The following is a 24245-nucleotide window of genomic DNA, read 5'->3' as shown; positions in this document are numbered from 1 at the left end:
AAGATCAAACCACCTTTGGCTTGGCAAACTTCGCAAAGAGCGAGCGATCGGCCCCGTAGACGGCAACCGAGAGTCCGACCGACAGCACCAAGGCCTTCAGCAGGATCTCCTGCGGGTTCGAGGGAAGGAAGAAGACCTGCACCGGGCCGGCGAGGAAGATGAGGACAGCCATCCAGGCCACATACCCGGACGAAACCGGCGGGGCCAAGGCTTCTTCGTGGCGCTGCTTGCGGATAATCGTGGCGATGCCGACGATGAGGATCAATCCGGCCAGCGCGATGGCGCCGGGGATGACGAAGGACTTGTGGGCGCGGAGGAATGTCAACGCGGTGCCGCTGACGACACCCAGAACCAAGGCCAGCCACCAGGGCGCCCATAGCCTTTTGGGTTCGCCAATAGCCGCGGCGGGGTCTTCGGGCAGGGAGCTCACAAGCAATGTCCTTCACGGGTGGCGGTCAGGAGATTGAATTCTCCGTCAATCCGCTACAAAAATGGTTGCTTTTCCGGCAGGGAATGTCAAAGTGGGCAGTGTCATGCAAATCACCCAAATTGTTTCGTCATCGCTGGTTCAATTTGTTTCGATGAGGAGTAGGGTTCTCACTCGTGAATAAATACGTGAGTTCCTCCGACTTAGTGAGGACCCGCCCCCTCCAGGCCCGGACCGCCGGAATTTCCCGGTGGCTCAGGGACACCGAGGTCGGGCACGAGGAAGGCCAGTCCACCGAGGCAAAGCCGTCCGGCCACCGGTGGTGGCAGGTCATGTGCCTTTCGGGCTTGGACTACTTCTCGACCCTTGGCTACCAGCCGGCGATCGCCGCTCTTGCCGCGGGCGCCCTTGCCCCACTTGCCACCTTGATGCTGGTTGCCGTGACACTGTGTGCAGCGCTTCCCGTGTACCGCAGGGTCGCCAAGGAATCCCCGCACGGCCAGGGCTCCATCTCCATGCTCGAGAAGTTGCTACCGCATTGGAAGGGCAAGCTCTTCGTGCTGGTGCTGCTCGGGTTCGCGGCAACGGACTTCATGATCACCATTACCCTGTCCTCGGCCGACGCGACGGCCCACATCATCGAAAACCCCTTGACCCCCGAGTGGTTCCACGGGCAACAGGTTGCCATCACGCTGGTGCTGATCCTCCTGCTGGGGGGCCTGTTCCTGCGCGGCTTCCACGAAGTGATCTGGATGGCAGTGGCGCTAGTTGCAACGTACCTGGCACTGAACGTCGTCGTGATCGCCACCGCGTTCGTTTCCCTGGTGCAAAACCCCGCTCCGGTCGACAACTGGTGGCTGAACCTCACCGCTGAACACACGAACCCCTGGATGATGATCGCCATCGCCCTGATTGTCTTCCCGAAGCTGGCACTCGGCCTTTCCGGCTTCGAAACCGGCGTGGCCGTCATGCCGCAGATCCGTTCAAACCCGGGTGACACCACGGCGAACCCTGCCGGGCGGATTGCCGGCGCCAAGAAGCTGCTACTCACCGCCGCCCTCACCATGAGCGTCTTCCTTGTCTGCTCCTCGATCGTGACCACGCTGCTGATCCCGGCACCGGAATTCCAGCCGGGCGGCGCGGCCAACGGCCGAGCCCTCTCCTTCCTGGCCCACGGCATGCTCGGCGACGGGTTCGGCAGCATCTACGACCTCTCCACGATCCTGATCCTGTGGTTCGCCGGTGCTTCCGCCCTCGCAGGCATGCTCAACCTGATCCCGCGCTACCTGCCCCGGTTCGGCATGGCCCCGGAATGGGCCCGCGCCATCCGCCCGCTCGTGCTGGTGTTGATCGGCGTCGCAGTGCTCATCACGCTGGTGTTCGAGGCAAGCGTCGATGCGCAGGGCGCCGCCTACGCCACCGGCGTGCTGGTGCTCATGGCCTCGGCCGCCGTCGCGGTGACCATCTCCGCAAAGCGCAAGGGACAGCGCTGGCGCACCTTCGGCTTCGGCGTCATTTCCGTGGTGTTCCTCTACACCACCGGCGCCAACGTGGTTGAGCGCCCGGACGGCATCCGCATTGCAGCGCTCTTCATCCTCGGCATCATTGCGGTCTCCTTCTTCTCGCGCTTCCGCCGATCCACGGAGTTGCGCGCCACTTCCGTCACCCTGGACGAGGCGGCGCTCGCGATCGTGAAGTCGGCCGCGGAGGACGAGATGGTGCGCATCATCGCGCACGAACCGGCGCGGTTGTCCGCGGCGCGTTACCGGCACAAACTGGCCCACGCGCAGATGGCAAGCCACCTGCCCGAAGGCTCCCCGGTGATCTTCATCGAGATCAAGGTCTCGGACTTCTCCGACTTCTCGCAGGACCTCACGGTGCGGGGCGTCACCCGCCACGGATACAAGATCCTTCAGGCTTCGGCCCCGTCCGTCCCCACGGCCATTGCCGCAACGTGCATCGCCATCAGGGACCAGACAGGGATCATGCCGCACATCTACTTCCGCTGGACGGAAGGCGATCCCGTGCGCAACCTGCTGCGCTTCTTCTTCCTGGGCCAGGGCGAAATCGCGCCACTGACCCGGGAGGTCCTGCGCGAGGCGGAGCCCGCCATCGCCAGGCGCCCCTGGGTCCACGTGGGCTAAGCGAACCCGCCGTTGCGGTGGCTCCCGGGGAAACTCCAGGGGGCTACCGCGAGGCTGCGGGAACCAGCGTCCAGGTCACCACCGCTTGCTCATCGGTGGGATTGATCCAGCTGTGCGGCTCGCGGCCCGGGAACGTCACGGTGTCCCCCGCGTCCAGCTCGAAGCGCTCGTTGGCGAAGATCAGGATGAACTTCCCGGAAATGACGTTCAGGACCTCGACCTCGCAGTCGACCGAGTAGAGCTCCGTCTCGCCCTCGCCGCGCGGTTCGATGACCGCCCTGATCATCTGAAGTCGCCGTTCGGAGCGTGCCGTGACGAGCTGTTCGACGATGCCCTCGCCGCCGAGCGAAATGCGCGGGGCCTCGGAAAGACGCACCACGTGCGTGTCGGGCTGCGTGAAGAGGTCCCCCACGTCGAGGGAGAGGACCTGGCACAGGGTCACCAGCGACGCGACCGACGGGCTGGTCAGGTCGCGTTCCACCCGGGAGAGGAAACCCTTGGTCAGCCCGGTGGATTCGGCAACCTGGTCGATGGTCAATCGCTGTGCCTGGCGGACGCTGCGGATGCGCGAACCGATGGCCAACGCCGCATTGCTGGGCTCAATGGGCAGGGCTTTCATTGGCGCGGTACTCCAGGGTTTCTCAGAAAAGGATCGGGTTCATCTAGCTTAGGGCAATTGACGTGTAAGTCAGCTCACATTATCCTAGGAGGCAACAAATGTTTACTAACAGGCATCGATCGCCTTGCCTGTCTCCCGCAGCCTCACCTAAGGTCTCCCCTCATGGAATTCATCAATGGCGCTATCGTTGCCATCTACTTGGCGGCAATGCTCGCCTTCGGCTGGTGGGGCAAGTCCCGCACCAAGAACAGCAGTGACTACCTGGTCGCGGGCCGCCGTCTCGGCCCCTTCCTCTACACCGGAACCATGGCCGCAGTCGTCCTGGGCGGCGCCTCCACCGTCGGCGGCGTAGGCCTCGGCTACAAGTTCGGCATTTCCGGCATGTGGCTCGTTGTCGCGATCGGCGCGGGCGTCATCCTACTCTCGCTGGCCTTCGCCCCGACCCTGCAGCGCCTGAAGGTCTTCACCGTCTCCCAGATGTTGACCCTGCGCTACGGCAGCAAGGCCGCCACGAACACCTCGGGCATTGTCATGCTCGCCTACACGCTGATGCTTTGCGCCACCTCGACCAGCGCCTACGCAACGATCTTCGTCGTGCTCTTCGGCTGGGAAAAGTGGATGGCCATCGCCATCGGCGGCATCATCGTGGTCATCTACTCCACCATCGGCGGCATGTGGTCGATCACCCTGGCCGACCAGGTGCAGTTCGTCATCAAGACCATCGGCATCTTCTTCCTGATGCTCCCGTTCGCGCTGAATGCCGCCGGCGGCATGGACGGCATCCGCGAGCGCGTCGGTGCCGAGTTCTTCGCCTGGGACGGCATCGGCGTCCAGACCATCATCACCTTCTTCGTGGTCTACACCCTGGGCCTGCTGATCGGCCAGGACATCTGGCAGCGCGTCTTCACCGCAAAGACCCCGAAGGTCGCTCGCTGGGGCGGCACCACCGCCGGCATCTACTGCGTGCTCTACGGCGCCGCGGGCGCCATCATCGGCCTTGCGGCACGCGTCGCACTGCCGGACATCGACGTAGTGAAGCTGGGCAAGGACGCCGTCTACGCGGAGGTCGCCACCCAGCTCCTGCCCGTCGCCGTCGGCGGCCTGGTCCTGGCCGCCGCAGTTGCCGCCATGATGTCCACCGCCTCGGGCGCACTGATCGCCGCGGCCACCGTGGCCCGCACCGACGTCACCCCGTTCGTCGCCGGCTGGTTCGGCAAGCAGATCAACGTCAACTCGAACGAGAACCCCGAGCACGACGTGCGCGCCAACCGCATCTGGGTGCTGCTGCTGGGCATCGTGGCCATCGTCCTGGCCATCGCCGTGGACGACGTTGTCGCCGCACTGACCGTGGCCTACGACATCCTCGTCGGCGGCCTGCTGGTGGCCATCATCGGCGGCCTGCTGTGGAAGCGCGGCAACGGCCTCGGCGCCGCAGCGTCCATGGCGGCGGGTACCGTCGTCACCCTGGGAACCATGATCGTGCTGGAAATCCAGGCCGAGGAGAAGTTCGGCGGCATCCTGGCCAACGAGCCGATCTACTACGGCCTGATTGCCTCGGCCATCGTCTACGTGGCAGTCTCCCTCGCCACCAAGCCGACGGAGAAGGCAGTCATCGAGGGCTGGAACGCCCGCGTGGCAGGCGAAGTCGACGTCGAAGGCGTCGAAGCCGAGCCCCTGGCCAAGTAGCACCGCTGCACTGCAGGAAGGTCCCCCGGATGCGCATCCACGATGCGAATCCGGGGGGCCTTCCTCGTTGGCGGGCCTTTGCGCCGGGCCGGGCAGTTTCCCCGCCGCCGGCTAGCGTGCGGCAACCGCCGCCGGGACCTGCTGGGTGATGCAGTGCGGGCCGCCGCCGCCGAACGCGATGGTCTCCCCCGGCACTCCCACGACGGTCCGGTCCGGGTAGACCCCGCCGAGGAACTCCAGGATCTCCTCGTCACGCCCGTCCCCGCCGACCGGGACGATGACTGCGTCGTTGGCCAGGTAGTGGTTGGCGTAGGCGACCTCGGTGTCCGGGTGCGGGTCGAGGATGCTGACCTGCAGCTCCCGGCCCGCAGCGTCGGTCGAGCCCTGCAGCACGGCGAGGTTGGCGCGGGCGCGCTCGTACTCGGTGGATGCCGGGTCGGAGGGCACCTCAAGCAGCACATGTCCTGGTCCGGCGTACTGGGCGACGCCGTCGATGTGCCCGTCGGTGCCCGCGGGCCCCACGTCGAGGCTGTGCCCGTAGGGCAGCCAGGTAACGGTCTTGACGCCCAGGTAGTCCTTCAGCCCCTGCTCGATCTCCTCCTTCGAGAGGCCGGGGTTGCGGTTCGGGTTGAGCAGGCACTGCTCGGTGGTCAGCAGCGAGCCCTCGCCGTCGACGAGGAAGGCCCCGCCCTCCAGCACGAACGGCGCATTGAACATGGGGACGCCGAAGTGTTTGGCCACGCGGTCCGGGACCAGGGCGTCCTGGTCGTGCGGGTGCCAGCGGTTCCCCCAGGCGTTGAAGCCGAACTTCACCAGGGCGACATCGCCCTGGTCGTTGGTGACGAACGCCGGACCGCTGTCGCGGGCCCAAGAGTCGTCCACCTGGACCTCCAGCGGCTCGACACCGGCGCCGCAGTGGGCGACGACCTCCGCAGCCAGGCCCGGGTTGCACAGCATGACCACCGGCTCGAATGCGGCGATGGCGCGCGCCACGGCGGCGTAGTCGCGCTTGGCTTCGTCGAACCTGTCCTGCCAGAGTTCGCGCCTCGCCGGCCAGATCATGATGCAGGCGGAGTGCGGAGCCCATTCCGCTGGCATCGAGAAGCCCGAGTCAGCCGGGGTGGGGATCAGATTAGTCACGAGGGACCTCCATGGGTTGGGTGTTTCTTGGGGTGGATTGTTTTGATGTGGGTGTTTTGATGTGGGTGTTTTTGGGTTGGGAGTAGCGCTGTCGCGGCGTTTCCGGGCGCTCGGGGGTGCGGGAATGTGCGCCGTTTCAGGGCGCGAGAAGGCGCATGGCCCACCCGGGGTGGGATGCGGAACGGAATGCCGGGTGCGCCCGGCGGGCGGGGGGGGTTAGCGGGTGTGGGAGGGCGAAGCGATGAACGCGGTGCTCGCCTGCAGGCACAGCTTCAGGATGCGTTCGCGGTCGACCCTCGGTGCCCCGACGGTGAGCTGGATCGACAACCCGTCGATGGTTGCCGAAATCAGCTGCGCCGCGGCGTCGAGGTCCTCGAAGGCGAAGGAACCGCGCTCGAGCCCGTAGCTCAGCACGTCCGCCAGGATCTGGCGCCAGCGCTCGTCGAGCTCGTTGTGGACCTCGGCGACGCTGTCATCGGTGGCGGCGTCGGACCAGACCTGGAACCAGAGGATCCAGCCGGCGTCCCCGCGGCCCTTCGAGGCCGAGAGGTCGATCAGCCGCTTCAGCCGGTCCCACGGGTTCTCGATTCCCGCAAGCTCCTGCTCCGCCTGCAGCACGAGCCCCTCTTCGCTCTGCCGAATGGCCAGCATGAGCAGCTCGGTCTTCGACGGGAAGTAGTAGGTGATGTGCCCCGGGCGCATTCCCGCGCGCTGGGCGATGTCCGCGACCCGGACGTTGGCCAGGCCGAGCTCGGCGATCGCCAGCGATGCGGCCTCGACCACCAGGTCCTCGCGCGCCTTGCCCTTTGCACGCCGATCCGGCACCAGCTCGCTCATCGGGTCACCACCTTGCCGTCTCGATCCCGGGTCGGTGCTACCCCACCGCCACTTGAATTCTGCTGCCCCGGGGCCTCCCACGCAAAATGGCAGGCGACACGGTGCGTGTCGGACGGCGGCCCGGGCACCGGCTCCGCTTCCGAGCACTCGTCGCGCGCCACGGGGCACCGGGGGTGGAACCTGCACCCGGAGGGCACCTGGTGCAGGCTGCCCGGTTCCCCGCGCAGCGCCCTCGCCCCGGAACGCTTGGCCCGCCCGAGCGCCGGCGCCGCAGCGAGCAGGGCCTCCGTGTACGGGTGCCGCGGATCGGTGAACAGATCCTCGGTGGGGCGGTCCTCGACGACCTGCCCCAGGTACATGACAACCACCCTGTCGCTGATGTGGCGCACCACAGCCAGGTCGTGGGAGATGAACAGCAGGGTGAGCCCCAGCTCCTCACGCAGCCTCTGGAGCAGGTTCAGGATGGCCGCCTGCACCGAGACATCCAGGGCCGCCACCGATTCGTCGGCCACCAGGATCGCCGGTTCCAGTGCCAGCGCACGGGCAATGCCCACGCGTTGGCGCTGCCCGCCGGAAAGCCGGCGCGGATAGGCGTTGAGCAGCGAGGCCGGCAGTTCGACGAGTTCCATCAGTTCGGCAGCGCGGGCCTGGATCCGCGCGGCGGGAACCATCGAGTGGACCCGCAGCAGCTCGCAGAGGGTCTGCCCGATGGTCATCGAGGGGTTCAGCGAGGCGCTGGGGTCCTGGAACACCATCTGGATCCGGCGTGTTTGCGCCATGCTGCGCGTTCCGCCCAGCGGCGTTCCCTCCATTTCCAGGGAACCGGCGGAGAGCGGGACCAGGCCCACCAGCGCCTTGGCCAGGGTGGACTTGCCGCAGCCGGATTCGCCGACGATGCCCACCGAGCTGCCGCGCGCCACGGCCAGGTCGATGCCGTCGATGGCATGGACCACGGGGGCCGGCCGCCCGCGCAGCCGCGCCAGGAACGCCGATCCCACGCCGTAGCTCACCCGCAGGGAGCGGGCCTCAAGGAATTCACTCATGCTTGTGCCTCCTGCAGCACCTCGGGATGGATGCACGCCGTGGCGCGCGAGGCCGTGGCGCGGAGCTCGTACGGTGCCTCGAGGCAGTCCGGCCGGGCAAAGGCGCAGCGCGGGGCGAACCGGCACCCGGGCGGGAACGCCCGCGGGTCCGGGGGCGAGCCCGGGATCGTGGCAAGCTCCCCGCCGCGGGAACCGAAGGCCGGTGCGGAGGCCAGCAGCGCCGCGGTGTAGGGGTGCCGCGGCGCGCGCAGCACCTCCTCAACGGGTCCCGTCTCCACGATGCGCCCGGCGTACATCACCGCGACGCGGTCGCACACCTCCGCGACGACCGCCAGGTCGTGGGAGACGAAGACCATGGCCATGCCACGTTCCTCGCGCAGCGTGCGCAGCAGCGTCAGGATCTGGTCCTGGATCGTCACATCGAGCGCGGTTGTCGGTTCGTCGCACAGCAGGAGTTCCGGTTCGCTGGCCAGCGCCGCGGCAATCACCACGCGCTGCCGCAGGCCGCCGGAAAGCTCGTGCGGCCACATCCCGGCCCGGCGCGCCGGATCCGGGATGCCGACGCTTGCCATCAGTTCGATGACCCGGGCCCGTGCCGCACGGCCCGTGAGGCCCGAGCGCACCCGCAGCGCCTCGCCGATCAGGTTCCCCACCCGCATGGTGGGGTTCAGGGCCGTCATCGGTTCCTGGAAGACCATGGCCACCCCGCGCCCGCGCACCGATTCGGCGCGCCGGCCGGAGGCACCGCGCTCGAAGGAGAACTCGGTGGTGCCCTGCGAGCTGCCGCCCGGGGGCAGCAGCCCCAGGACTGCGCGCAGGGACAGGCTCTTGCCGGAGCCGGACTCCCCCACAATGCCCAGGGCCTCCCCGGCAGCCACCTGGAAGCCGACCCCGTCGACGGGCGTCAGGCTGTGGCTGCCCAGGTCAAGGCGGACGTGCAGCGAGTCGACGCTGAGCACGGTGCGGGTCATTTCCTCATCCATTCTTCGATTCCTTCCCCGACAAGGCTCAGCCCGAGCCCGAAGCCGACCACCACGAGGCCTGGCACCGTGGAGAGCCACCACTGGTCGCGGATGTAGGGTTGGCCGGCGGCGATCATCGCACCCCATTCGGGGGCCGGTGCCTGGATGCCCAGGCCCAGGAAGGAGAGCGCAGCCAGGCCGAGCGTGGCCCCCACGATGTCGGAGGGCAGGTAGACCAGGGACTGCCCCACGGAGTTGGGGAACACGTGGCGCCAAAGCACCCGGCGCGGCGGGAGGCCGGAGGCCCGCGCCGCGGCGACGTAGTCGAGGTTCCGCACGCGGAGCACCTCGGTGCGGATCAGCCGGGCATAGGACACCCAGGCGATCAGCGTGAAGGCCACCAGGATCGAAGCCACACCGGGGCCGAGCACGAACACCAGTGCGATGATCAGGATGTAGGTGGGGAAGGCCTGCACCAGGTCGGAGAGCCGCATGATCGCCCCGTCGACCCAGCCGCCGCGGAACCCGGAGACCGCACCCAGCGCGGTGCCCAGCACCGCGGGCAGCGCCGCACCCAGGAATCCGACCAGCAGGTCCACGCGCGAGGCATGGACCAACCGCGAAAGCACGTCGCGGCCCAGTTCGTCGGTGCCGAGCCAGTGCGCGGCACCGGGGTGGGCCAGCGCGTTGACGACGTCGACCTCGAACGGATCATGGGGCGCAATCCACGGCGCCAGGGCCGCCACCGCCACGTAGAGCGCGACGATCGAGCCGCCCACCCAGACCCGCCGGGGCATGCGCACGCGTTCGGCGCCGACGGGTTTCTGAGTGGCGGACACTGCCGCCGGAACCTCGGCCTCGATGCTCATGATTCAACCTCCAGACGTGGGTCGGCGATGGTGGTGACGATGTCGGCGATCAGGAAGACCAGGACCACCGCGGCGGCGAAGAGCAGGGTGTACCCCTGGATGGAGGGGATGTCCCGCTGCCGGGCCGCCATGACGATTCCCTGCCCGATGCCGGGGAGCGCAAACGTCGTCTCGATGACCACGGCGCCGAAGAGCAGGTAGCCGATGTTCAGGGCCAGGATGGAGATGGTGGGGGGCGCCGCGTTGCGCAGGATGAACTTGGACATGATGCGTGAGCTGCCAAGGCCCAGCGACCTGGCGGTGTTCACGTGCTCGGCCCGCAGCACCGTGATGATGCTTGCACGCAGGCTGCGCACCTGCAGCGGCGCGATCGACAGGGCCAGGGTGAAGGCCGGAAGCACGATGGAGCGCAGGTGCTCCGCCGGGGTGTGGCCGAATCCGCCGACCGGGAACCAGCCGGTGGGCAGGGCCACCGTGAGGATCAGGATGATGCCGACCCAGAACGAGGGCATGGAGAGCGCCACCAGCCCGAAGCCGCGGGTTGCATGGTCGAACCAGCCGTCGGGCCGCTGGGCCGAGGCAATGGCCAGCGGGACGGAGATCAGCAGGGAGAACAGTGCCCCGAACCCCAGGAGCCACAGGGTGATGGGCAGGCGCTCGGCGATGAGCCCGGCCACCGCCTCGTTGGACTTGAAGGAGTATCCGAGGTTGCCGCTGAACACCTCGCCCACGTAGCGGAAGTACTGCACCATGGCCGGGTCGTCGAGCCCCAGCCGCTCGCGCACCAGCTGGAGTTCGGCCTCCGAGGCACGCAGCCCCACGATGAGCCGTGCGGGATCCCCGGGGGTGAGCTGGAGGATGAGGAAGACCAGCAGCACGATGCCCAGCATCAGGGGAACCGCCAGCACCACGCGCTTGGCGATAAAGAGGTACCTGCCCACCGGCTACCCACCGACCTTGATGGTGTCCCAGTAGTACATGCCCCAGGGCGCCGAGGAGAACCCGGACACCTGCTTGCCGATGGCGTGCAGCACCTGGAACTCGGCCAGCGGAACGGCCTGGGCGTTCTTGAGGGCCTGGTCCTGCACCTCGGCGATGATCCGCTTCTTCGCCGCATCCGATTCGGTGGCGGCATAGGCGGCGAACTGGCTGCGGACCGTGTCGGTTTCGAAGCCCGTGAACAGCCACGACGTTCCGCCGATCCATCCCAGTGGGTCGATCATGTCCGGGGAAACTGGCCCGTAGGACCAGAGGACCATGTCCGCATCCAACCCGTACGCACGGCTCAGGAAGGCCCCGGTCTCCAGCGCCGTGAGGGTGAGGTTCACCCCGACCTCGGTGAGGTTGTCCTTGAGCACCTGCGCGATCAGGTGGTCGGTGGAGTTCGCCGCGTCGTAGACAATTTCAAGCCCCTTCTCCGGAATGGCCGGTGCCTGGGCGAGCATCTCCTTGGCCCGCGCAAGGTCCTTGGCCGGCGGGGCACCGGTCGGCGCCGCCCAGTTCGGGAGGTTCGGAGGGAGGATGCCGTGCGGCGCGGAACCGTAGCCGCGGAAGGCCCCCGCGGTGATCGCCTCGTAGTCGATGGCGTGAGCGATGCCCTGGCGCAACGCGGCGTTGCCCAGCGGACCCTTGGTGGTGTTGAAGCTCAGGTGTTCGACCTGGCTGGCCGGAAGCGCGACCAGCGAGTCCCCGTATTGCTTGGCGTCCAGGGCCCCGACGTACTCCGAGATGTCGATCTGGCCCGCCTGGAACTGCGCGCCGCGTTCGGTGGCATCGGGAACAACCTCGATGAGCACCTTCTCCAGGTACGGGCGGCCTTCGGCGTAGTAGTGGGGGTTCTTTTCCAGGACGATCCTCCCGCCCGGAGACCAGTCGGTGAGGACGAACGCGCCCGCGGCCACGGGCTTGGCGAAGTACTCGTCCCTGGTGCGGCCCCCGAAGTCGGCGGGGAAGATCGCCGAGGAGGACCATGTCATCAGGACCGGGAGCGTGGTGTCCGGTGTCTTGAGGGAGAACACGACGGTGCGGTCATCCGGCGTGGCGACGCCCCTGATGTTTCCGTAGAGCGATCCGTAGTTCGGGCCTTCCTTCCAGGCCTCGACGGAGAACGCAACGTCGGCCGAACCGAGGGCGGTTCCGTCGCTGAATTGCGTCCCGTCCTGCAGTGTGAAGGTCCAGGTCAGCTTCTTCGCGTCGTAGGTCCAGCTCTTGGCCAGGCCCGCTTCCACGCCGCTCCCGTCGGGGGTCACGCGCAGCAGCGGTTCGAGCACGGCCTGGAGGGTTTGGTAGCTGGAGTAGGCCGCAGCCTTGTCCGGGTCCCACCCGTCGAACGACTCGGAGCGGGCCACATGGAGCGTGCCTGCGGATTCCAGCGGGTTCGACTGGCCGGTCGCGGGGCTGCATGCGGCAAGGCCGGCAACCAGGAGCGCGGCGCCGAGGGCCGATAACGCCTTGGTGATGGAGCGAGCCATGAGGACTCCTGTCCCCGGGGCATCGTCGCCCCGAAACAAAATTGGATGATATCCAAATATCTTGGATGCCATCAAAGAAAGTGTCAATAGACCCTTTTTGGCAAAAGTCCTGCCAGCACCGTCACTTCACTGCATCGCATCAGGTCACAGCCAATTTTGACGAAATCCAAAAAAGTTTGGGGAATGCACCTCCGGGCCCCGTCGAGGGGCGCAAGACGTTCCGCATCGGGAACGCGCGAACCGGCGGGCGGGTCCGCGAAACCCCTGGAACACGGGGCAGATCGCGTTCCGACACCTGCAGGAAAGGCGAGCCAGCCGCCCCGATCCCGAACGGGGATTGACCCGGCGAGCGCGGGCGCCGGGTTGGCGGTGCCGGAATTGATGCGGGAATTGTGCCGCAGGCGGCCCGCATCGGCCCTAGGCTGTAGCCCATGGATGACCTGAAAAACCACCTGCTCACATACCTCGACGCTTCCCGGGAGGCGGTGCTGTGGAAGGCCGAGGGTCTTGGTGACTACGACCTGGCCCGTCCCTTGGTGCCCAGCGGCACCAACATCCTGGGCCTGGTCCAGCACCTGGCCAGTGTGGAACTCGGGTACTTCGTGGAGTGCCTCGGGCTCACCGTCGAACACCCGCGGTTCCTCGCGTTGGCCCAAAGCGATGACCCGGACTACGACATGTGGGTACCGGCGGACGTCTCCGTCGCCGAGATCCTCGATTTCTACCGCAGTGCCGTTGAGACCGCCAACCGGAACATCGCCCGGTTGCCACTCGATGCCCCTGCGACGGTCCCGTGGTGGTCGCCGGAAAAGCGGAACACCACCCTGGGGCGGCTTCTCATCCACATGAACATCGAGACGGCCCGCCACGCCGGGCACCTCGACATCGTGCGGGAGCTCATTGACGGAAGCACCGGGGACCGGCGGATCTCGCCCAACCTGCCCGACTATGACGCGGAGGCATGGCGCATTCTTAACCAAAAGATACAGTCGGCGGCCGAGTCGCGGTAGTGTGGTGACCAGCTTCACGAGATGCAGCGCCAAGCTCCGACTTGCTGCACGCCAACCCCAGGTTCATGGGTGGCTCGGATGAAGAAGCGGCCGACGCCACAAGGCGGCGGCAAGAGCTACCGAAAGGCCGGCCGCGCCCGCCATGGAACCCCGTATCCCCATTCTGCCCTTGTTTGACCTCCACCGCGCCGTCGTAGAGGTCCGTGTGGACGGGCACTGGCACAGCTTCCACGTCACCGACGCCCCGGCGCTGGATCGCGCACTGGCCAACGCCGTGTCCCGGCCCCTCTGGCATGCCCCCAGCTCGACATTGTGGGTGACCACGCCGCGCAACGGACATGCGGCCGGGGACACCAGGGCTTTTAGCCTCGTCAAATTTTCTTCGGTCCGACCGACGGCTAAGGTTGGGGGCTGAAGGGGAGTAGTTCCGAGCTCATCGGCAACGATGACAGCGGTGCGTCGACATACTGGCTACACGGATGTAGCCCGGCAAACCACCTCCGGCAGTCCACCCAGGACCGCCCGCGGCGAACGAGACCTTCGGCCCACCCACGGTGGACCGAGGTTCAACGCACCCAAAAACATTGCTTGTTCCTCCCCATCGCACGGCCCCGCGGCCGTGGACCCAAGCAGAGGACAAGAGATGACGCCACAAGCGCCAACCCCCACTCCCGCCCAAATCAAACGCTGGCGCAAGTACCTCGCCGACGAAATCGCCGAGGGCGCGGTCTACCGCGAACTGGCGAACAACCGCACCGGCGAGGAACGCGCCATCCTGCTGGGCCTGGCCGAGGCCGAAACCCGCCATGAGGAACACTGGCGCACCCTGCTGGGCGAACACGCAACCAAGACAGCCCGCCCCTCGCTGCGCCGCACCGTGTTGCGCTTCCTGGCCAGGCACTTCGGCTCCGTCTTCGTGCTGGCCCTGGCCCAGCGCGCCGAGGGCGACTCCCCCTACGCCGCAGACACCGACGCCACCCGGCAAATGGCCGCCGACGAGCTGGTCCACGAGGAGGTCGTGCGCGGCCTGGCCACCCGCGGGCGCAACCGGCTCTCCGGCAACTTCCGCGCCGCGGTGTTCGGCGCCAACGACGGACTGGTCTCCAACCTGGCGCTGGTCATGGGCATCGGCGCCACAGGCGTCGCCAGCTCCATGGTGCTCTTCTCAGGCATCGCGGGCCTGCTCGCCGGTGCCCTGTCGATGGCCGCCGGCGAGTTCGTCTCCGTGCGCTCGCAGCGCGAGCTGCTTTCCGCCTCCAAGCCCACGCAGATCACCCTGTCCGCGGCACCTGACCTGGACCTTGATGCCAACGAGCTGGTGCTTGTCTACAAGGCCCGCGGCATGAGCGACGAGGATGCGGCACACCGCGCTGCCGAGCGCATGGGCCTGTACTCCTGCGACTGCAACCCCACGCTCTCCCTCTGGCCCGAGCGCGAGGTCGAGGAACAGGAAGTCGAGCACGAGGAAATCGGCTCGGCCGTGGGTGCCGCGTCGGCCTCCTTCTGCTTCTTCGCCTCCGGCGCCGTCATCCCGATCCTGCCCTTCATCTTCGGCATGGCCGGCACCCCCGCGATCCTGCTCTCCGCCGTACTGGTCGGCATTGCGCTGCTCGCCACCGGCGGCGTCGTCGGGCTGCTCTCCGGCGCCTCGCCGACCAAGCGCGGCCTGCGCCAGCTGGCCATCGGACTGGGCGCCGCGGGTGTCACCTACGCGCTGGGCCTGGTCTTCGGCGGCACAGTGGCCTGACGCCGCGGCGAACAACGGTTCGCCAACACCGTGAGCTGGCCGGCGGCCCCGTTTCCCACGGGGCCGCCGGCCTTTTCCGTCACCGGCCTCTTCCGGCTCTCCGGCGGCAAGGGCCTCGGGCCGCCCTCCGTCAGCCCAGCGCGATCCGGGCCAGATCGGCGGCGCCCACGAGCCCCGCGTCCGCACCCAATGCGGCGCGGCGGACCGCGGCGAAGGGCCGGTGCCCGCGGCCGCTGAGCGAGGCGCGGTAGGTAGCCTCGGCGGTCTCCAGCAGCAGCGGGGAGGCGGAACCCAGTCCCCCGCCGATCACCATGGTGCCCGGGTCCAGCACCGCCGCCATGTTGGCAAGCCCCAGGCCCAGCCACTGCCCGGCCTCGACCACCAGCTCGATGCACGCCGCATCCCCGGCAACGGCCAGGGAATTCACCAGCTCGCCGGTGACGGCGCGCGGGTCGTTTCCCGCTGCCTCTCGCAATGCGTCGGCCACCGCCCCGTGCACGGCCAGCAGGCTGCGGCCCTCCCGCGCCAGGGCGTTGCCGGAGGCATACTGCTCCCAGCAGCCGCGGTTGCCGCAGGCGCAACGGTGGCCACCCGGCACCAGGACTTGGTGCCCGAACTCCCCCGCCATGCCAAAGCGGCCGCGCCGCAGCTTCCCGTCCAGCACCAGCGAACCGCCGATCCCGGTGCCCAGGGTCAGGCACACCGCGTTGTCCTCGCCGCGCGCCGCGCCAAAGCGGTACTCGGCCCACCCCGCCGCGTCCGCGTCGTTGCTCAGCAGCACGTCCCGGCCCAGCGCCGCCTCGAGGTTCCGGCGCAGGGGTTCGTCGCGCCAGGACAGGTGCGGGGAGAACGCCACGGTGCTGCCGGTGGGGTCCATCCACCCGGCAGCACCCACGCCCACCACGGCACCCGCGCCGCCCGGGCCCAGCTCCCCGACCAGCTCGCACACCGCGGCGAGCACCGCTGCCGGGTCGAACCCCGGAGTGGCGCGCCGGCCCCTGACCAGGACCGTGCCGTGCGCGTCCACCAGCCCCGCGGCGATCTTGGTGCCGCCGATGTCTATGCCTATCGCGTAGGCGCTCATGCCAGTCCGCGCACCCCGGAAATGCCGCCGTCGTTGAGGCCCACCAGGATGCTTGCCGCCTCCGCGGGGTCGTCGACAAGGTGGATCAGCCCTCCCATGTGCCGCCCGCGCGCCAGTTCCATCAGCAGCGGGAAGGCCGGCAGCGTCCGTGTCCAGTGTTCGACGCCCACCAGCACCATCGGGCTGATGCTCTCGGTGGCCCCGTAGTAGTTCTCGCAGGCGTCCTGGAAGATTTCCTGCACCGTCCCGGCGGCCCCGGGAAGGAAGACGACCCCGCCGGAGCACTTCTCCAGCAGCACCGCCTCGCGCGTGGCATTGGCGAAGTACTTGGCGATGTGGGTGGCGAACATGTTCGGCGGCTCGTGGCCGTAGAACCAGGTGGGGATCCCCAGGTTCGCCGTTCCCGAGGGCCAGCGCCGGCGGACCTTCTCCGCCGCCCGCGCCCAACCCGTGATCGAGGTGCCGAAGCTCGGTTCGACAGCCAGCATCGCCAACGCCTCGTCCAGCGTGGACAGCGGCAGCGTGGAGAGATAGGCACCCAGGTTGGCCGCCTCCATGGCCCCGGGCCCGCCGCCGGTGGCCACGATGAACCCGGCCTCGGCGAGCGCGTGCCCCAGCCGGGCCGCTGTCCTGAACTCGTCCCCGCCGCGCTGCTGCGCATGCCCGCCCATCACGCCGACCAGCGGGGCGTAGGAGAGGTCCCCGTCCCGGACCTGGGAATCGAGCCTGTTCCCGATGGCGTGGTCGTGCAGGGTGCTGGCCAGTGCGGCGTTCAGGGCGTCGTGCGCGCCGGCACCCAGCCGGTGGGAACTCCAGGCGTAGATCCGGGCGTCGGGCACCGACTCGTAGGACCCGGTGGCGATACCCGCATAAAGCTCGTCCCAGCCGTAGAGTTCGCCGCGGTACGGGTCGAACGGCAGCCCGGGGATTTCCGGGAAGACCAGTGCCCCGCCCCCGCGCAGCCGGCGCTCGATCTTCCCCTCGATGTCGCACCCCATGAAGACGGAACCGGAGGGGCGCAGTTTCTCCAGCACGGTGCTGCGTGAGCGCAGGTCGACGGATTGGACGTGCCACCCGTGCATCGACGCCGCCAGGCGCCCGCCCTCGATGGCGAGGGCCGCCGTGGCATGCCGGTCAAAGTCGCGCAACGAGGCAATTTCGATCACTCGCGGCAGCGGGGTCAAGGCTGGGGTGCTGTTCATGAGTCTGGCCTCGTTTCTTTCTTTGTCCCGGATGGCGATTCTAGGCCGAAATCGCTCCCATGTGCCCCGACGCGCCCGGTGCTCCTCGGCGCCGCGGATCGTGCGCCCTGCGGTTAATGCACACCACACTGCCCCCGGTTAGTCCTCAGGCCCCCGAACGTGAAACGATAGGAGGATGACCGAATCTGCTTTCCCCATGGTCGATGCGCGTGAAATCCTGCGAGTCGTCGGTGGTGCCGCCTTCACCCGTGGCAAGGTGCTTGCCACAGATACCTCGTTGGGCGACGTCACCTGGGACCCCGACTCCGCGGTGCTCGCCGGCAACGTCAGCGAGGAGGACAACCCCACGTTTTCGGCGCAGATCTCCCTGGTCTCCAAGAAGGACGCCTGGGTCATCGACGACGGCGTGTGCCCGTGCGGGGACGCGCCCAAGTGCAAGCACGTCGCGGCGCTGCTGATCTACTCGAACACCCTGCACCTGCGGGCCAAGGACGTGGTGTTCCGCAGCGCCACCGTCAGCGTTCCCGCCTGGCAGCAGTCGCTGCAGGAACTGCTCGCGCCCGCTCCCGCGCCCAAGAGCACCTCCTCGGCCAGCGCCAAGAACCCCCTGGCCCACATGGGGTTGCAGTTCGAGCTGCAGGACACCACGCTCAGCGCCCACCAGCAGTGGGCCCCGGGCTCCGGCGTCGGGCAGCAGAAGGTCGCAAGCCGCAGGTGGCGCCTGGGCGTGCGCCCCATGGTCCGCACCGGCGCGGAGCGCTGGGTCCGCGGGAACTTGCGCTGGAACACCATCAGCTTCAAGACCTACGGGCTGAACCTGGATGCCGAACAGCACCGGTGGTTCTGCCAGTTCGTGCCGCTCTACCGCGCCAACGGACAGCTCTACTTCGGCGAGGACAACGACTGGCTCTACCTCGACGAGTTCTCCTCCGCGCTGCTCTGGCCGCTGCTGGCCGAGGCGAAGAAGCTCGGCGTCGCACTGATCGGCACCAAAACCAACACCCGGATCACGCTGCTGGAGCCGGCCCACGCTTCCCTGGGCGCCACCTCCACCGCGGTGGGCATCGAGCTGGCCCCCAGCCTGCTGATCGGCGACGTGCGCATCGACCTCGATGCCGACTCCGCCGCCGGGGCCATCGGCAACCACGGCGTGTATGCCGCTAGTGAGGACCACAGCCAGATCTTCCTGGGCCGGATCCCCGGCGGTCTTTCGGCCAGCGAACTCACCATGCTGCACCACCCGGAACCCGTCACGGTGCCGGCCGGGGAATCCGAGGAGTTCTTCTCCCGGGTCTACCCGCGCCTGGCCCGCAAGCTGCGCGTCACCAGCCCCGATGCCAGCGTGGAGCTGCCCGCGGTGCTGCCCCCGAAGCTCGTCAGCAAGATCCGCTACGGCTCGCGCGACAACGTGGAACTGGACTGGGCCTTCGACTACAACGGCCTGGTCGTCGAGGCGGCGGACCGCGACACCGTTGTCGAAAGCGCCCTGGAGGCCGCGGCACTGGACATCCTCAACGACTTCCCCGCACTGGAATCGGCGGTCCTGGGACCCAAGCACCTGCAGGGCCTCGACGTCATCGATTTCGTCCGCCGTACACTCCCGGAGCTGGAGAACCTCGACGGGCTGGTGATCGAGGAAAAGGGCGTCCGCCCCGCCTTCCACGAACTCACCGAAGCCCCCGAGCTGACCATCACCACCGTCGAGTCGGACCGACGCGACTGGTTCGACCTCGGCCTGCTGATCTCCATCGGGGACCGCCAGATCCCCTTCGCCGACGTGCTGCGCGCCCTCTCCAACGGCCAGACGAAGCTGCTGATGCCGGACCGGAGCTACTTCTCGCTGGACAACCCGCTCTTCGAGAAGCTGCGCGCCCTCGTCGCCGAGGCCGGGGCGCTGCGCGACATGAAGGACAAGGACGCCGACCTTTCCATCACCCAGTACCAGCTCTCGCTCTGGGAAGAGCTCGACGCCCTGGCCACCCACCTCGAGGGTCCCGACGCGTGGGCGACCTCTCTCGGCGCCCTGATCAACCTCAAGGACGCGGCCCCGGCGCAACTGCCGGCCACGCTCAATGCCACCCTGCGCCCCTACCAGGTGGAGGGATTCGGCTGGCTGAGCACACTGTGGCGCAACGGGCTCGGCGGCGTGCTGGCCGATGACATGGGTCTGGGCAAGACGCTGCAGACCCTCGCCCTGATCCTGCACGCCCACGAGGTCTGGGCGAACCCCCAGGAACACCCGGGCACCGAGGCGAACACCCGCGCACCGTTCCTGGTGGTCGCGCCGACCTCCGTGGTTTCCAACTGGAAGGACGAGGCGGCACGCTTCGCGCCGAGCCTGAAGGTCGCGGCGATCACCGACACCGAGACCCGTGCCACCGCGTCGCTGGCCCAGCTCGCCAAGGACCACGACATCGTCGTGACCTCCTACACGCTGCTGCGCCTCGACGCCGATTCCTATGCCGACATCTCGTGGGCGGGGCTGATCCTAGACGAGGCCCAGTTCGTGAAGAACAAGGCGACAAAGGCCCACCATGTGGCCCGGGACCTGCCTGCCCGCTTTAAGCTGGCCATCACCGGTACCCCGATGGAAAACAACCTGATGGAACTCTGGTCCATCTTCGCCATCGTCTCCCCCGGCTTGTTCCCCTCGGCCGTGCGTTTCGCCGAGAACTACCAGCGTCCGATCGAACGCCAGGGGCTCGACGAGCCGCTCTCGCGGCTGCGCCGGCGCATCCGCCCGTTCATGCTGCGCCGCACCAAGGACGCCGTTGTCACCGACCTGCCGCCGAAGCAGGAACAGGTGCTTCACGTGGAACTTTCCCCGGCGCACCGCAAGGTCTACGACACGCACCTGCAGCGCGAACGCCAGAAGGTGCTGCGCCTGGTCGATGACATGGACAAGAACCGCTTCACCATTTTCCAGTCGCTGACGCTGCTGCGCATGCTTTCTCTGGATGCCTCTCTGGTGGACGAGGAGTACACCGACATCCCCAGCGCGAAGCTCGACATGCTCTTCGAGCAGCTCGAGGACGTCGTCGCCGAGGGCCACCGCGCGCTGATCTTCTCCCAGTTCACGTCCTTCCTGAAGAAGGCCGCCGAACGGCTGGAGGCGGCGGGAACCCCGTATGCCTACCTGGACGGTTCCACGCGCAAGCGCACCGAGGTCATCGACTCGTTCAAGTCCGGTGCCGCCCCGGTGTTCCTGATCTCGCTGAAGGCCGGCGGCTTCGGGCTGAACCTGACCGAGGCCGATTACTGCTTCCTGCTGGACCCGTGGTGGAACCCCGCAGCGGAGTCCCAGGCCGTCGACCGCGCCCACCGCATCGGGCAGACGCGCAACGTGATGGTCTACCGGATGGTCGCCAAGAACACCATCGAGGAGAAGGTCGTGGCACTGCAGGACTCCAAGCGCCAGCTGATTTCCTCGGTCATGGACGAGGGAGCCGGTTTCGGCAAGGTGCTCAACGCCGACGACATCCGCGAGCTGTTGCGCTAACCGACCTGCATATTCGGGGCGGCCTGGAGGGCGAATCCAGCCAGCAGGATCTCCAGGCCGTACTCGAACGTCTTTTGCGCCCGGTCGCCCACGGCCAGGCCGGCCTCGAGAGCGGTGCGCCAGGCCTCCGAGGACGCCTCGTTCGAATCCCATACCTGGGATGGCGCAGCCGCGTCCAGCGCCGACCCCAGCACAAACGAATCAAGCACTGTGATGGCAGCCAGCGATTCGCCGGCGCTGAATCCGCCACGGGCAAAGGCCTCCGCGAGCTGGTCGTAGACCCTCAGCGTCAGCTCGTCGCGGACCGTGTGGGCGGTGAGCAGAGGGATCAGCTTCGGGTGCTTTGAGTAGGACCGCATGTATCCCTTCGCGATCTCGCGCAGGGTCTGCACCCAGTCCGTGTCCGGATCGGGAAGCTCGATTTCCCCCATGGCCTGGCCGCGCATCATCTCGACGATGTCGTCCTTGGAGGACACATGGTTGTAGAGGGACGACGGACTCACGCCCAGGGCCTTGGCCAGTCCTGGAATCGTGAATTCCCCGCGGGCATCCACGTGCTCCAGCGCCGTTGCGGCAATGGCGTGCGCCGATAACTTGGGGATGCTGGGTCGTGCCATCGAAGAAGACTCCCTGGGTCGCCGGTCCTTTCCCCCAAGTCTAACGAATCAAATTCGTTTTAGCCCTTGCGCAACGTGACGCGAGGCACCATACTAAAACGAACGATATTCATTTACTGTGACAGGAGTCTCCCGCGCCGGCCCATCCGGACGGGAAACGGCACGGCCAGGCACTCCCGTTCAGGCAGCAAGATCACCGCAGGAGCAACACCATGAGCTGGACCATGCCCGCAGAGACCTCCCCGCAGAAACGCGTCTGGATGGCATTCCCCCACGAGGGCTACACCCTCGGCGAAACCGAGGCAGAGGCCCACGCGGCACGCTCCACCTGGGCCAATGTCGCCCACGCGGTGGCAGAGTTCGCCCCGGTGGTGATGGTCGTGGATCCCGCGGACACGGAAATCGCCGCGAAGTACCTCGACGGTCGCATCGAAATCCGCACCGCGGAACTCAATGACGCCTGGATGCGCGACATCGGCCCCACCTTCGTCACCAACGAGGTCGGCGAACGCGCAGCGATCGACTGGGTCTTCAACGGCTGGGGCGCCCAGGACTGGGCCGCCTGGGACAAGGACTCGAAGATCGGCGCCCAGGTCGCCGAATGGGCCAGCGTCCAGCGCATCCCCTCCACCCTGGTCAACGAGGGCGGCGGCATCCACGTCGACGGCGAGGGAACGGTGCTGGCCACCGAAACCGTCCAGCTGGATGCAGGGCGCAATCCCGGCATCACCAAGGAAGAGGTCGAGGCCGAGTTCGCACGCACCCTCGGCGCCACCAAGGTCCACTGGCTGCCCCGCGGGCTGAGCCGGGACTCCGAGGAATTCGGGACCCGCGGCCACGTGGACATCGTCGCAACGATCCCCTCCCCCGGCAACGTGCTGGTCCACACCCAGCACAACCCGGAGCACCCCGACCACGCGATCAGCCGCGACATCATCGCGTCCTTCCATGAAGCCACCGACGCTGCAGGCCGTCCGTTCAACGTCATCGAGGTCCCCGCCCCGGCCGCGCTGCGCGACGAGGAAGGCTTCGTCGACTACAGCTACATCAACCACCTGGTCATCAACGACGGCGTCGTCGCCTGCACCTTCAACGACCCCAACGACGAGAAGGCGCTGGCCATCCTGTCCGATGCCTACCCGGGGCGCAAGGTCGTAGGCGTCGATGCCCGCGAGCTCTTCGCCCGCGGCGGCGGCATCCACTGCATCACCCAGCAGGAACCTGTTGCACAGGACGACGAGTCGTGAGCCAAACAACGCTGAAGCGCCAGGCTGCGGCCACCCCCGCGCCCTCGGCCGCGACGGGACTCGTGCGCGGCAAGGGACTTGCCTCCGGACAACTGGGGCTCTTCGCCGCGGTGATGATCGGCATCTCCACCATTGCGCCGGCCTACGTGCTAACCTCCTCGCTGGGCCCCACGGTGGAGGCCATCGGCACCCAGCTTCCGGCCATCTTCATCATCGGGTTCATCCCGATGTTCCTTGTCGCCCTGGCGTACCGGGAACTGAACGCCGACACCCCGGACTCCGGAACCACCTTCACCTGGGTGAGCCAGGCCTTCGGTCCGGCGCTGGGCTGGTTGGGCGGTTGGGGGCTGCTGGCGGCCAACATCATCGTCCTCTCCAACCTCGCCGGGGTGGCGGTGGACTTCTTCTACCTCTTCCTGGCCCAGGCCACGGGCAACCCGGCGCTGGCGGACCTGGCCTCGAACAACACGGTCAACATCCTCACGTGCCTGGCCTTCGTGGGCGCGGCCGTGTTCATCGCCTGCCGCGGGCTGACCACCACGCGCCTTGTCCAGTACATCCTGGTGGGGTTCCAGCTGGTGGTTCTCGCCTGGTTCGCCGTCAGCGCCTTCACCAAGGCCGCCGACCAGCCGGGGCACCTCGCCTTCGACCCCTCGTGGTTCGACCCGATGCACATCGATTCCTTCTCCGCGTTCGCGGTGGGCCTGAGCCTGTCCATCTTCGCCTTCTGGGGCTGGGACGTATGCCTGACCATGACCGAGGAAACCAAGAACGGCGAGAAGACCTCCGGCATGGCCGCGGCCCTCACGGCCATCGGCGTGCTCGCGATCTACCTGCTCGGCTCGATCGCCACCGTGATGTTCGCCGGCGTCGGCGACACCGGGCTGGGCCTGCGCAACCCGGAGAACTCCGCGAATGTCTTCACCGCCATCGCCACCCCGGTCATGGGCCCGTTCGCGATCTTGCTTTCGCTGGCGGTGCTCTCCTCCTGCGCGGCGTCACTGCAGTCGACGATGATCTCCCCGGCCCGATCGCTGTTGGCGATCGCGCACCACGGCGCACTGCCCAAGCGGTTCACCGCCATCAACAAGTTCAAGTCCCCGGCCTTCGCGACGATCGTCGCCGGCGGGGTCTCGGCCGGCTTCTACGCGCTGATGCGCGTGCTGAGCAGCAACGTCCTGAACGACACCATCCTGGCCCTGGGCATGATGATCTGCTTCTACTACGGCATCACCGCCCTGGCCTGCGTCTGGTACTTCAGGCGCACGGCGCTGGACTCGCTGCGCAACTTCCTGTTGCGCCTGCTGGCCCCGTTGCTGGGCGGAATCGCGCTGGTGGCGGTCTTCCTGCAGACCGCAGTGGATTCCTGGGACCCGTCCTACGGGTCGGGGTCGGAGGTCTTTGGCATCGGGCTGGTCTTTGTCATTGGCGTGGGAATCATCGCGCTGGGCGCGCTGTTCCTGGTGGGCGCCGCCGCGCGCCGGCCGGAGTTCTTCTCCGGGCGTAGCCTGCCGAAGCGCACCCCCGGTTCGGAACGCGGGCGCGCATAGCGCACTACCGCGCCTTTACGAAAGGGGTGTGCAGCTTGCTCCGGCAAATTGCACACCCCTTTTTCACGATATAGAAATAAAATTCCAGAGA

At 67.6% G+C, this 24245-nt stretch carries 19 protein-coding genes and 1 riboswitch; of the genes, 7 read left to right on the top strand and 12 right to left on the bottom strand.

Features of this window, described 5'->3' with window-relative positions; genetic code table 11:
- Positions 1-4: 4 nt before the first annotated feature.
- Positions 5-430: a hypothetical protein gene (locus tag ACSYDW_RS16915; RefSeq protein WP_438339901.1), complete on the bottom strand. Its 426-nt coding sequence runs from the start codon at positions 428-430 to the stop codon at positions 5-7.
- Positions 431-759: 329 nt separating this feature from the next.
- On the opposite strand from ACSYDW_RS16915, the gene ACSYDW_RS16910 reads away from it, so the two are divergent.
- The gene (locus ACSYDW_RS16910; protein ID WP_438339931.1) at positions 760-2571 is read left to right on the top strand and encodes an APC family permease; all 1812 of its coding nucleotides are present in this window, start codon (positions 760-762) and stop codon (positions 2569-2571) included.
- A gap of 43 nt (positions 2572-2614) precedes the next feature.
- Here the strand turns inward: ACSYDW_RS16910 and ACSYDW_RS16905 are convergent, their stop codons facing one another.
- Positions 2615-3190, bottom strand: a complete 576-nt coding sequence (locus ACSYDW_RS16905) for a cupin domain-containing protein (RefSeq protein WP_438339900.1) — start codon at positions 3188-3190, stop codon at positions 2615-2617.
- Positions 3191-3352: 162 nt separating this feature from the next.
- On the opposite strand from ACSYDW_RS16905, the gene ACSYDW_RS16900 reads away from it, so the two are divergent.
- Positions 3353-4876, top strand: coding sequence for a sodium:solute symporter family protein (locus tag ACSYDW_RS16900; RefSeq protein WP_438339899.1), 1524 nt, complete (start codon positions 3353-3355; stop codon positions 4874-4876).
- Between the two features lie 111 nt (positions 4877-4987).
- Here ACSYDW_RS16900 and ACSYDW_RS16895 read toward each other — a convergent pair whose 3' ends face one another.
- From ACSYDW_RS16895 to ACSYDW_RS16865, 7 genes are all read right to left on the bottom strand, one after another.
- On the bottom strand, positions 4988-6016 hold the full coding sequence (locus ACSYDW_RS16895) for an agmatine deiminase family protein (RefSeq protein ID WP_438339898.1): 1029 nt from the start codon (positions 6014-6016) through the stop codon (positions 4988-4990).
- 216 nt (positions 6017-6232) lie between these two features.
- On the bottom strand, positions 6233-6853 hold the full coding sequence (locus ACSYDW_RS16890) for a TetR/AcrR family transcriptional regulator (RefSeq protein WP_438339897.1): 621 nt from the start codon (positions 6851-6853) through the stop codon (positions 6233-6235).
- Positions 6850-7896 (bottom strand): oligopeptide/dipeptide ABC transporter ATP-binding protein, encoded by a 1047-nt coding sequence (locus tag ACSYDW_RS16885; protein WP_438339896.1) that lies wholly within the window; start codon positions 7894-7896, stop codon positions 6850-6852. Before ACSYDW_RS16885 ends, ACSYDW_RS16890 begins: the two co-directional genes overlap by 4 nt.
- A complete protein-coding gene (locus ACSYDW_RS16880; protein ID WP_438339895.1) occupies positions 7893-8879 on the bottom strand; it encodes an ABC transporter ATP-binding protein in 987 nt (328 codons plus the stop codon). Before ACSYDW_RS16880 ends, ACSYDW_RS16885 begins: the two co-directional genes overlap by 4 nt.
- Positions 8864-9727 (bottom strand): ABC transporter permease, encoded by an 864-nt coding sequence (locus ACSYDW_RS16875; protein ID WP_438339894.1) that lies wholly within the window; start codon positions 9725-9727, stop codon positions 8864-8866. The genes ACSYDW_RS16880 and ACSYDW_RS16875 overlap by 16 nt, the downstream gene beginning before the upstream one ends.
- Positions 9724-10668, bottom strand: a complete 945-nt coding sequence (locus ACSYDW_RS16870; protein WP_438339893.1) for an ABC transporter permease — start codon at positions 10666-10668, stop codon at positions 9724-9726. The genes ACSYDW_RS16875 and ACSYDW_RS16870 overlap by 4 nt, the downstream gene beginning before the upstream one ends.
- Positions 10669-10671: 3 nt before the next feature.
- Positions 10672-12198, bottom strand: coding sequence for an ABC transporter substrate-binding protein (locus ACSYDW_RS16865; RefSeq protein ID WP_438339892.1), 1527 nt, complete (start codon positions 12196-12198; stop codon positions 10672-10674).
- Between the two features lie 431 nt (positions 12199-12629).
- On the opposite strand from ACSYDW_RS16865, the gene ACSYDW_RS16860 reads away from it, so the two are divergent.
- Both ACSYDW_RS16860 and ACSYDW_RS16855 read left to right on the top strand, forming a co-directional pair.
- On the top strand, positions 12630-13208 hold the full coding sequence (locus tag ACSYDW_RS16860; RefSeq protein WP_438339891.1) for a DinB family protein: 579 nt from the start codon (positions 12630-12632) through the stop codon (positions 13206-13208).
- 12 nt (positions 13209-13220) lie between these two features.
- A riboswitch (SAM riboswitch) is annotated at positions 13221-13330 on the top strand.
- Positions 13331-13851: 521 nt separating this feature from the next.
- Positions 13852-14955 carry a VIT1/CCC1 transporter family protein gene (locus ACSYDW_RS16855; RefSeq protein WP_438339890.1) on the top strand — a complete coding sequence of 368 codons (1104 nt, stop codon included), beginning with the start codon at positions 13852-13854 and terminating at the stop codon, positions 14953-14955.
- 130 nt (positions 14956-15085) lie between these two features.
- On the opposite strand, the gene ACSYDW_RS16850 is transcribed toward ACSYDW_RS16855, so the two are convergent.
- Both ACSYDW_RS16850 and ACSYDW_RS16845 read right to left on the bottom strand, forming a co-directional pair.
- Complete coding sequence (locus ACSYDW_RS16850; protein ID WP_438339889.1) at positions 15086-16039, bottom strand: ROK family protein; 954 nt, start codon at positions 16037-16039, stop codon at positions 15086-15088.
- Positions 16036-17241 carry an LOG family protein gene (locus tag ACSYDW_RS16845; protein ID WP_438339888.1) on the bottom strand — a complete coding sequence of 402 codons (1206 nt, stop codon included), beginning with the start codon at positions 17239-17241 and terminating at the stop codon, positions 16036-16038. The genes ACSYDW_RS16850 and ACSYDW_RS16845 overlap by 4 nt, the downstream gene beginning before the upstream one ends.
- 175 nt (positions 17242-17416) lie before the next feature.
- On the opposite strand from ACSYDW_RS16845, the gene ACSYDW_RS16840 reads away from it, so the two are divergent.
- On the top strand, positions 17417-20740 hold the full coding sequence (locus tag ACSYDW_RS16840; protein WP_438339887.1) for an SNF2-related protein: 3324 nt from the start codon (positions 17417-17419) through the stop codon (positions 20738-20740).
- On the opposite strand, the gene ACSYDW_RS16835 is transcribed toward ACSYDW_RS16840, so the two are convergent.
- A complete protein-coding gene (locus ACSYDW_RS16835; protein WP_438339886.1) occupies positions 20737-21357 on the bottom strand; it encodes a TetR/AcrR family transcriptional regulator C-terminal domain-containing protein in 621 nt (206 codons plus the stop codon). The genes ACSYDW_RS16840 and ACSYDW_RS16835 overlap by 4 nt on opposite strands.
- Before the next feature lie 212 nt (positions 21358-21569).
- On the opposite strand from ACSYDW_RS16835, the gene ACSYDW_RS16830 reads away from it, so the two are divergent.
- Positions 21570-22604 (top strand): agmatine deiminase family protein, encoded by a 1035-nt coding sequence (locus ACSYDW_RS16830; RefSeq protein ID WP_438339885.1) that lies wholly within the window; start codon positions 21570-21572, stop codon positions 22602-22604.
- Complete coding sequence (locus ACSYDW_RS16825) at positions 22601-24154, top strand: APC family permease (protein ID WP_438339884.1); 1554 nt, start codon at positions 22601-22603, stop codon at positions 24152-24154. The genes ACSYDW_RS16830 and ACSYDW_RS16825 overlap by 4 nt, the downstream gene beginning before the upstream one ends.
- Positions 24155-24245: the final 91 nt, after the last annotated feature.

Source organism: Paeniglutamicibacter selenitireducens (assembly GCF_051550675.1).
In the GTDB taxonomy this organism is placed as follows: Bacteria; Actinomycetota; Actinomycetes; order Actinomycetales; family Micrococcaceae; genus Paeniglutamicibacter.
Note: the sequence above shows the minus strand (reverse complement) of the source record. Positions and strands in the feature narration are given on the sequence as shown.

Excerpts from the sequence above, each read along its gene's own strand:
- ACSYDW_RS16850 (WP_438339889.1), bottom strand. The coding sequence starts at position 16,039 with ATGAGCGCCTACGCGATAGGCATAGACATCGGCGGCACCAAGATCGCC.
- ACSYDW_RS16875 (WP_438339894.1), bottom strand. The coding sequence starts at position 9,727 with ATGAGCATCGAGGCCGAGGTTCCGGCGGCAGTGTCCGCCACTCAGAAA.
- ACSYDW_RS16885 (WP_438339896.1), bottom strand. The coding sequence starts at position 7,896 with ATGAGTGAATTCCTTGAGGCCCGCTCCCTGCGGGTGAGCTACGGCGTG.
- ACSYDW_RS16840 (WP_438339887.1), top strand. The coding sequence starts at position 17,417 with ATGACCGAATCTGCTTTCCCCATGGTCGATGCGCGTGAAATCCTGCGA.
- ACSYDW_RS16905 (WP_438339900.1), bottom strand. The coding sequence starts at position 3,190 with ATGAAAGCCCTGCCCATTGAGCCCAGCAATGCGGCGTTGGCCATCGGT.
- ACSYDW_RS16900 (WP_438339899.1), top strand. The coding sequence starts at position 3,353 with ATGGAATTCATCAATGGCGCTATCGTTGCCATCTACTTGGCGGCAATG.
- ACSYDW_RS16860 (WP_438339891.1), top strand. The coding sequence starts at position 12,630 with ATGGATGACCTGAAAAACCACCTGCTCACATACCTCGACGCTTCCCGG.
- ACSYDW_RS16880 (WP_438339895.1), bottom strand. The coding sequence starts at position 8,879 with ATGGATGAGGAAATGACCCGCACCGTGCTCAGCGTCGACTCGCTGCAC.
- ACSYDW_RS16845 (WP_438339888.1), bottom strand. The coding sequence starts at position 17,241 with ATGAACAGCACCCCAGCCTTGACCCCGCTGCCGCGAGTGATCGAAATT.
- ACSYDW_RS16865 (WP_438339892.1), bottom strand. The coding sequence starts at position 12,198 with ATGGCTCGCTCCATCACCAAGGCGTTATCGGCCCTCGGCGCCGCGCTC.
- ACSYDW_RS16890 (WP_438339897.1), bottom strand. The coding sequence starts at position 6,853 with ATGAGCGAGCTGGTGCCGGATCGGCGTGCAAAGGGCAAGGCGCGCGAG.
- ACSYDW_RS16835 (WP_438339886.1), bottom strand. The coding sequence starts at position 21,357 with ATGGCACGACCCAGCATCCCCAAGTTATCGGCGCACGCCATTGCCGCA.
- ACSYDW_RS16855 (WP_438339890.1), top strand. The coding sequence starts at position 13,852 with ATGACGCCACAAGCGCCAACCCCCACTCCCGCCCAAATCAAACGCTGG.
- ACSYDW_RS16830 (WP_438339885.1), top strand. The coding sequence starts at position 21,570 with ATGAGCTGGACCATGCCCGCAGAGACCTCCCCGCAGAAACGCGTCTGG.
- ACSYDW_RS16910 (WP_438339931.1), top strand. The coding sequence starts at position 760 with ATGTGCCTTTCGGGCTTGGACTACTTCTCGACCCTTGGCTACCAGCCG.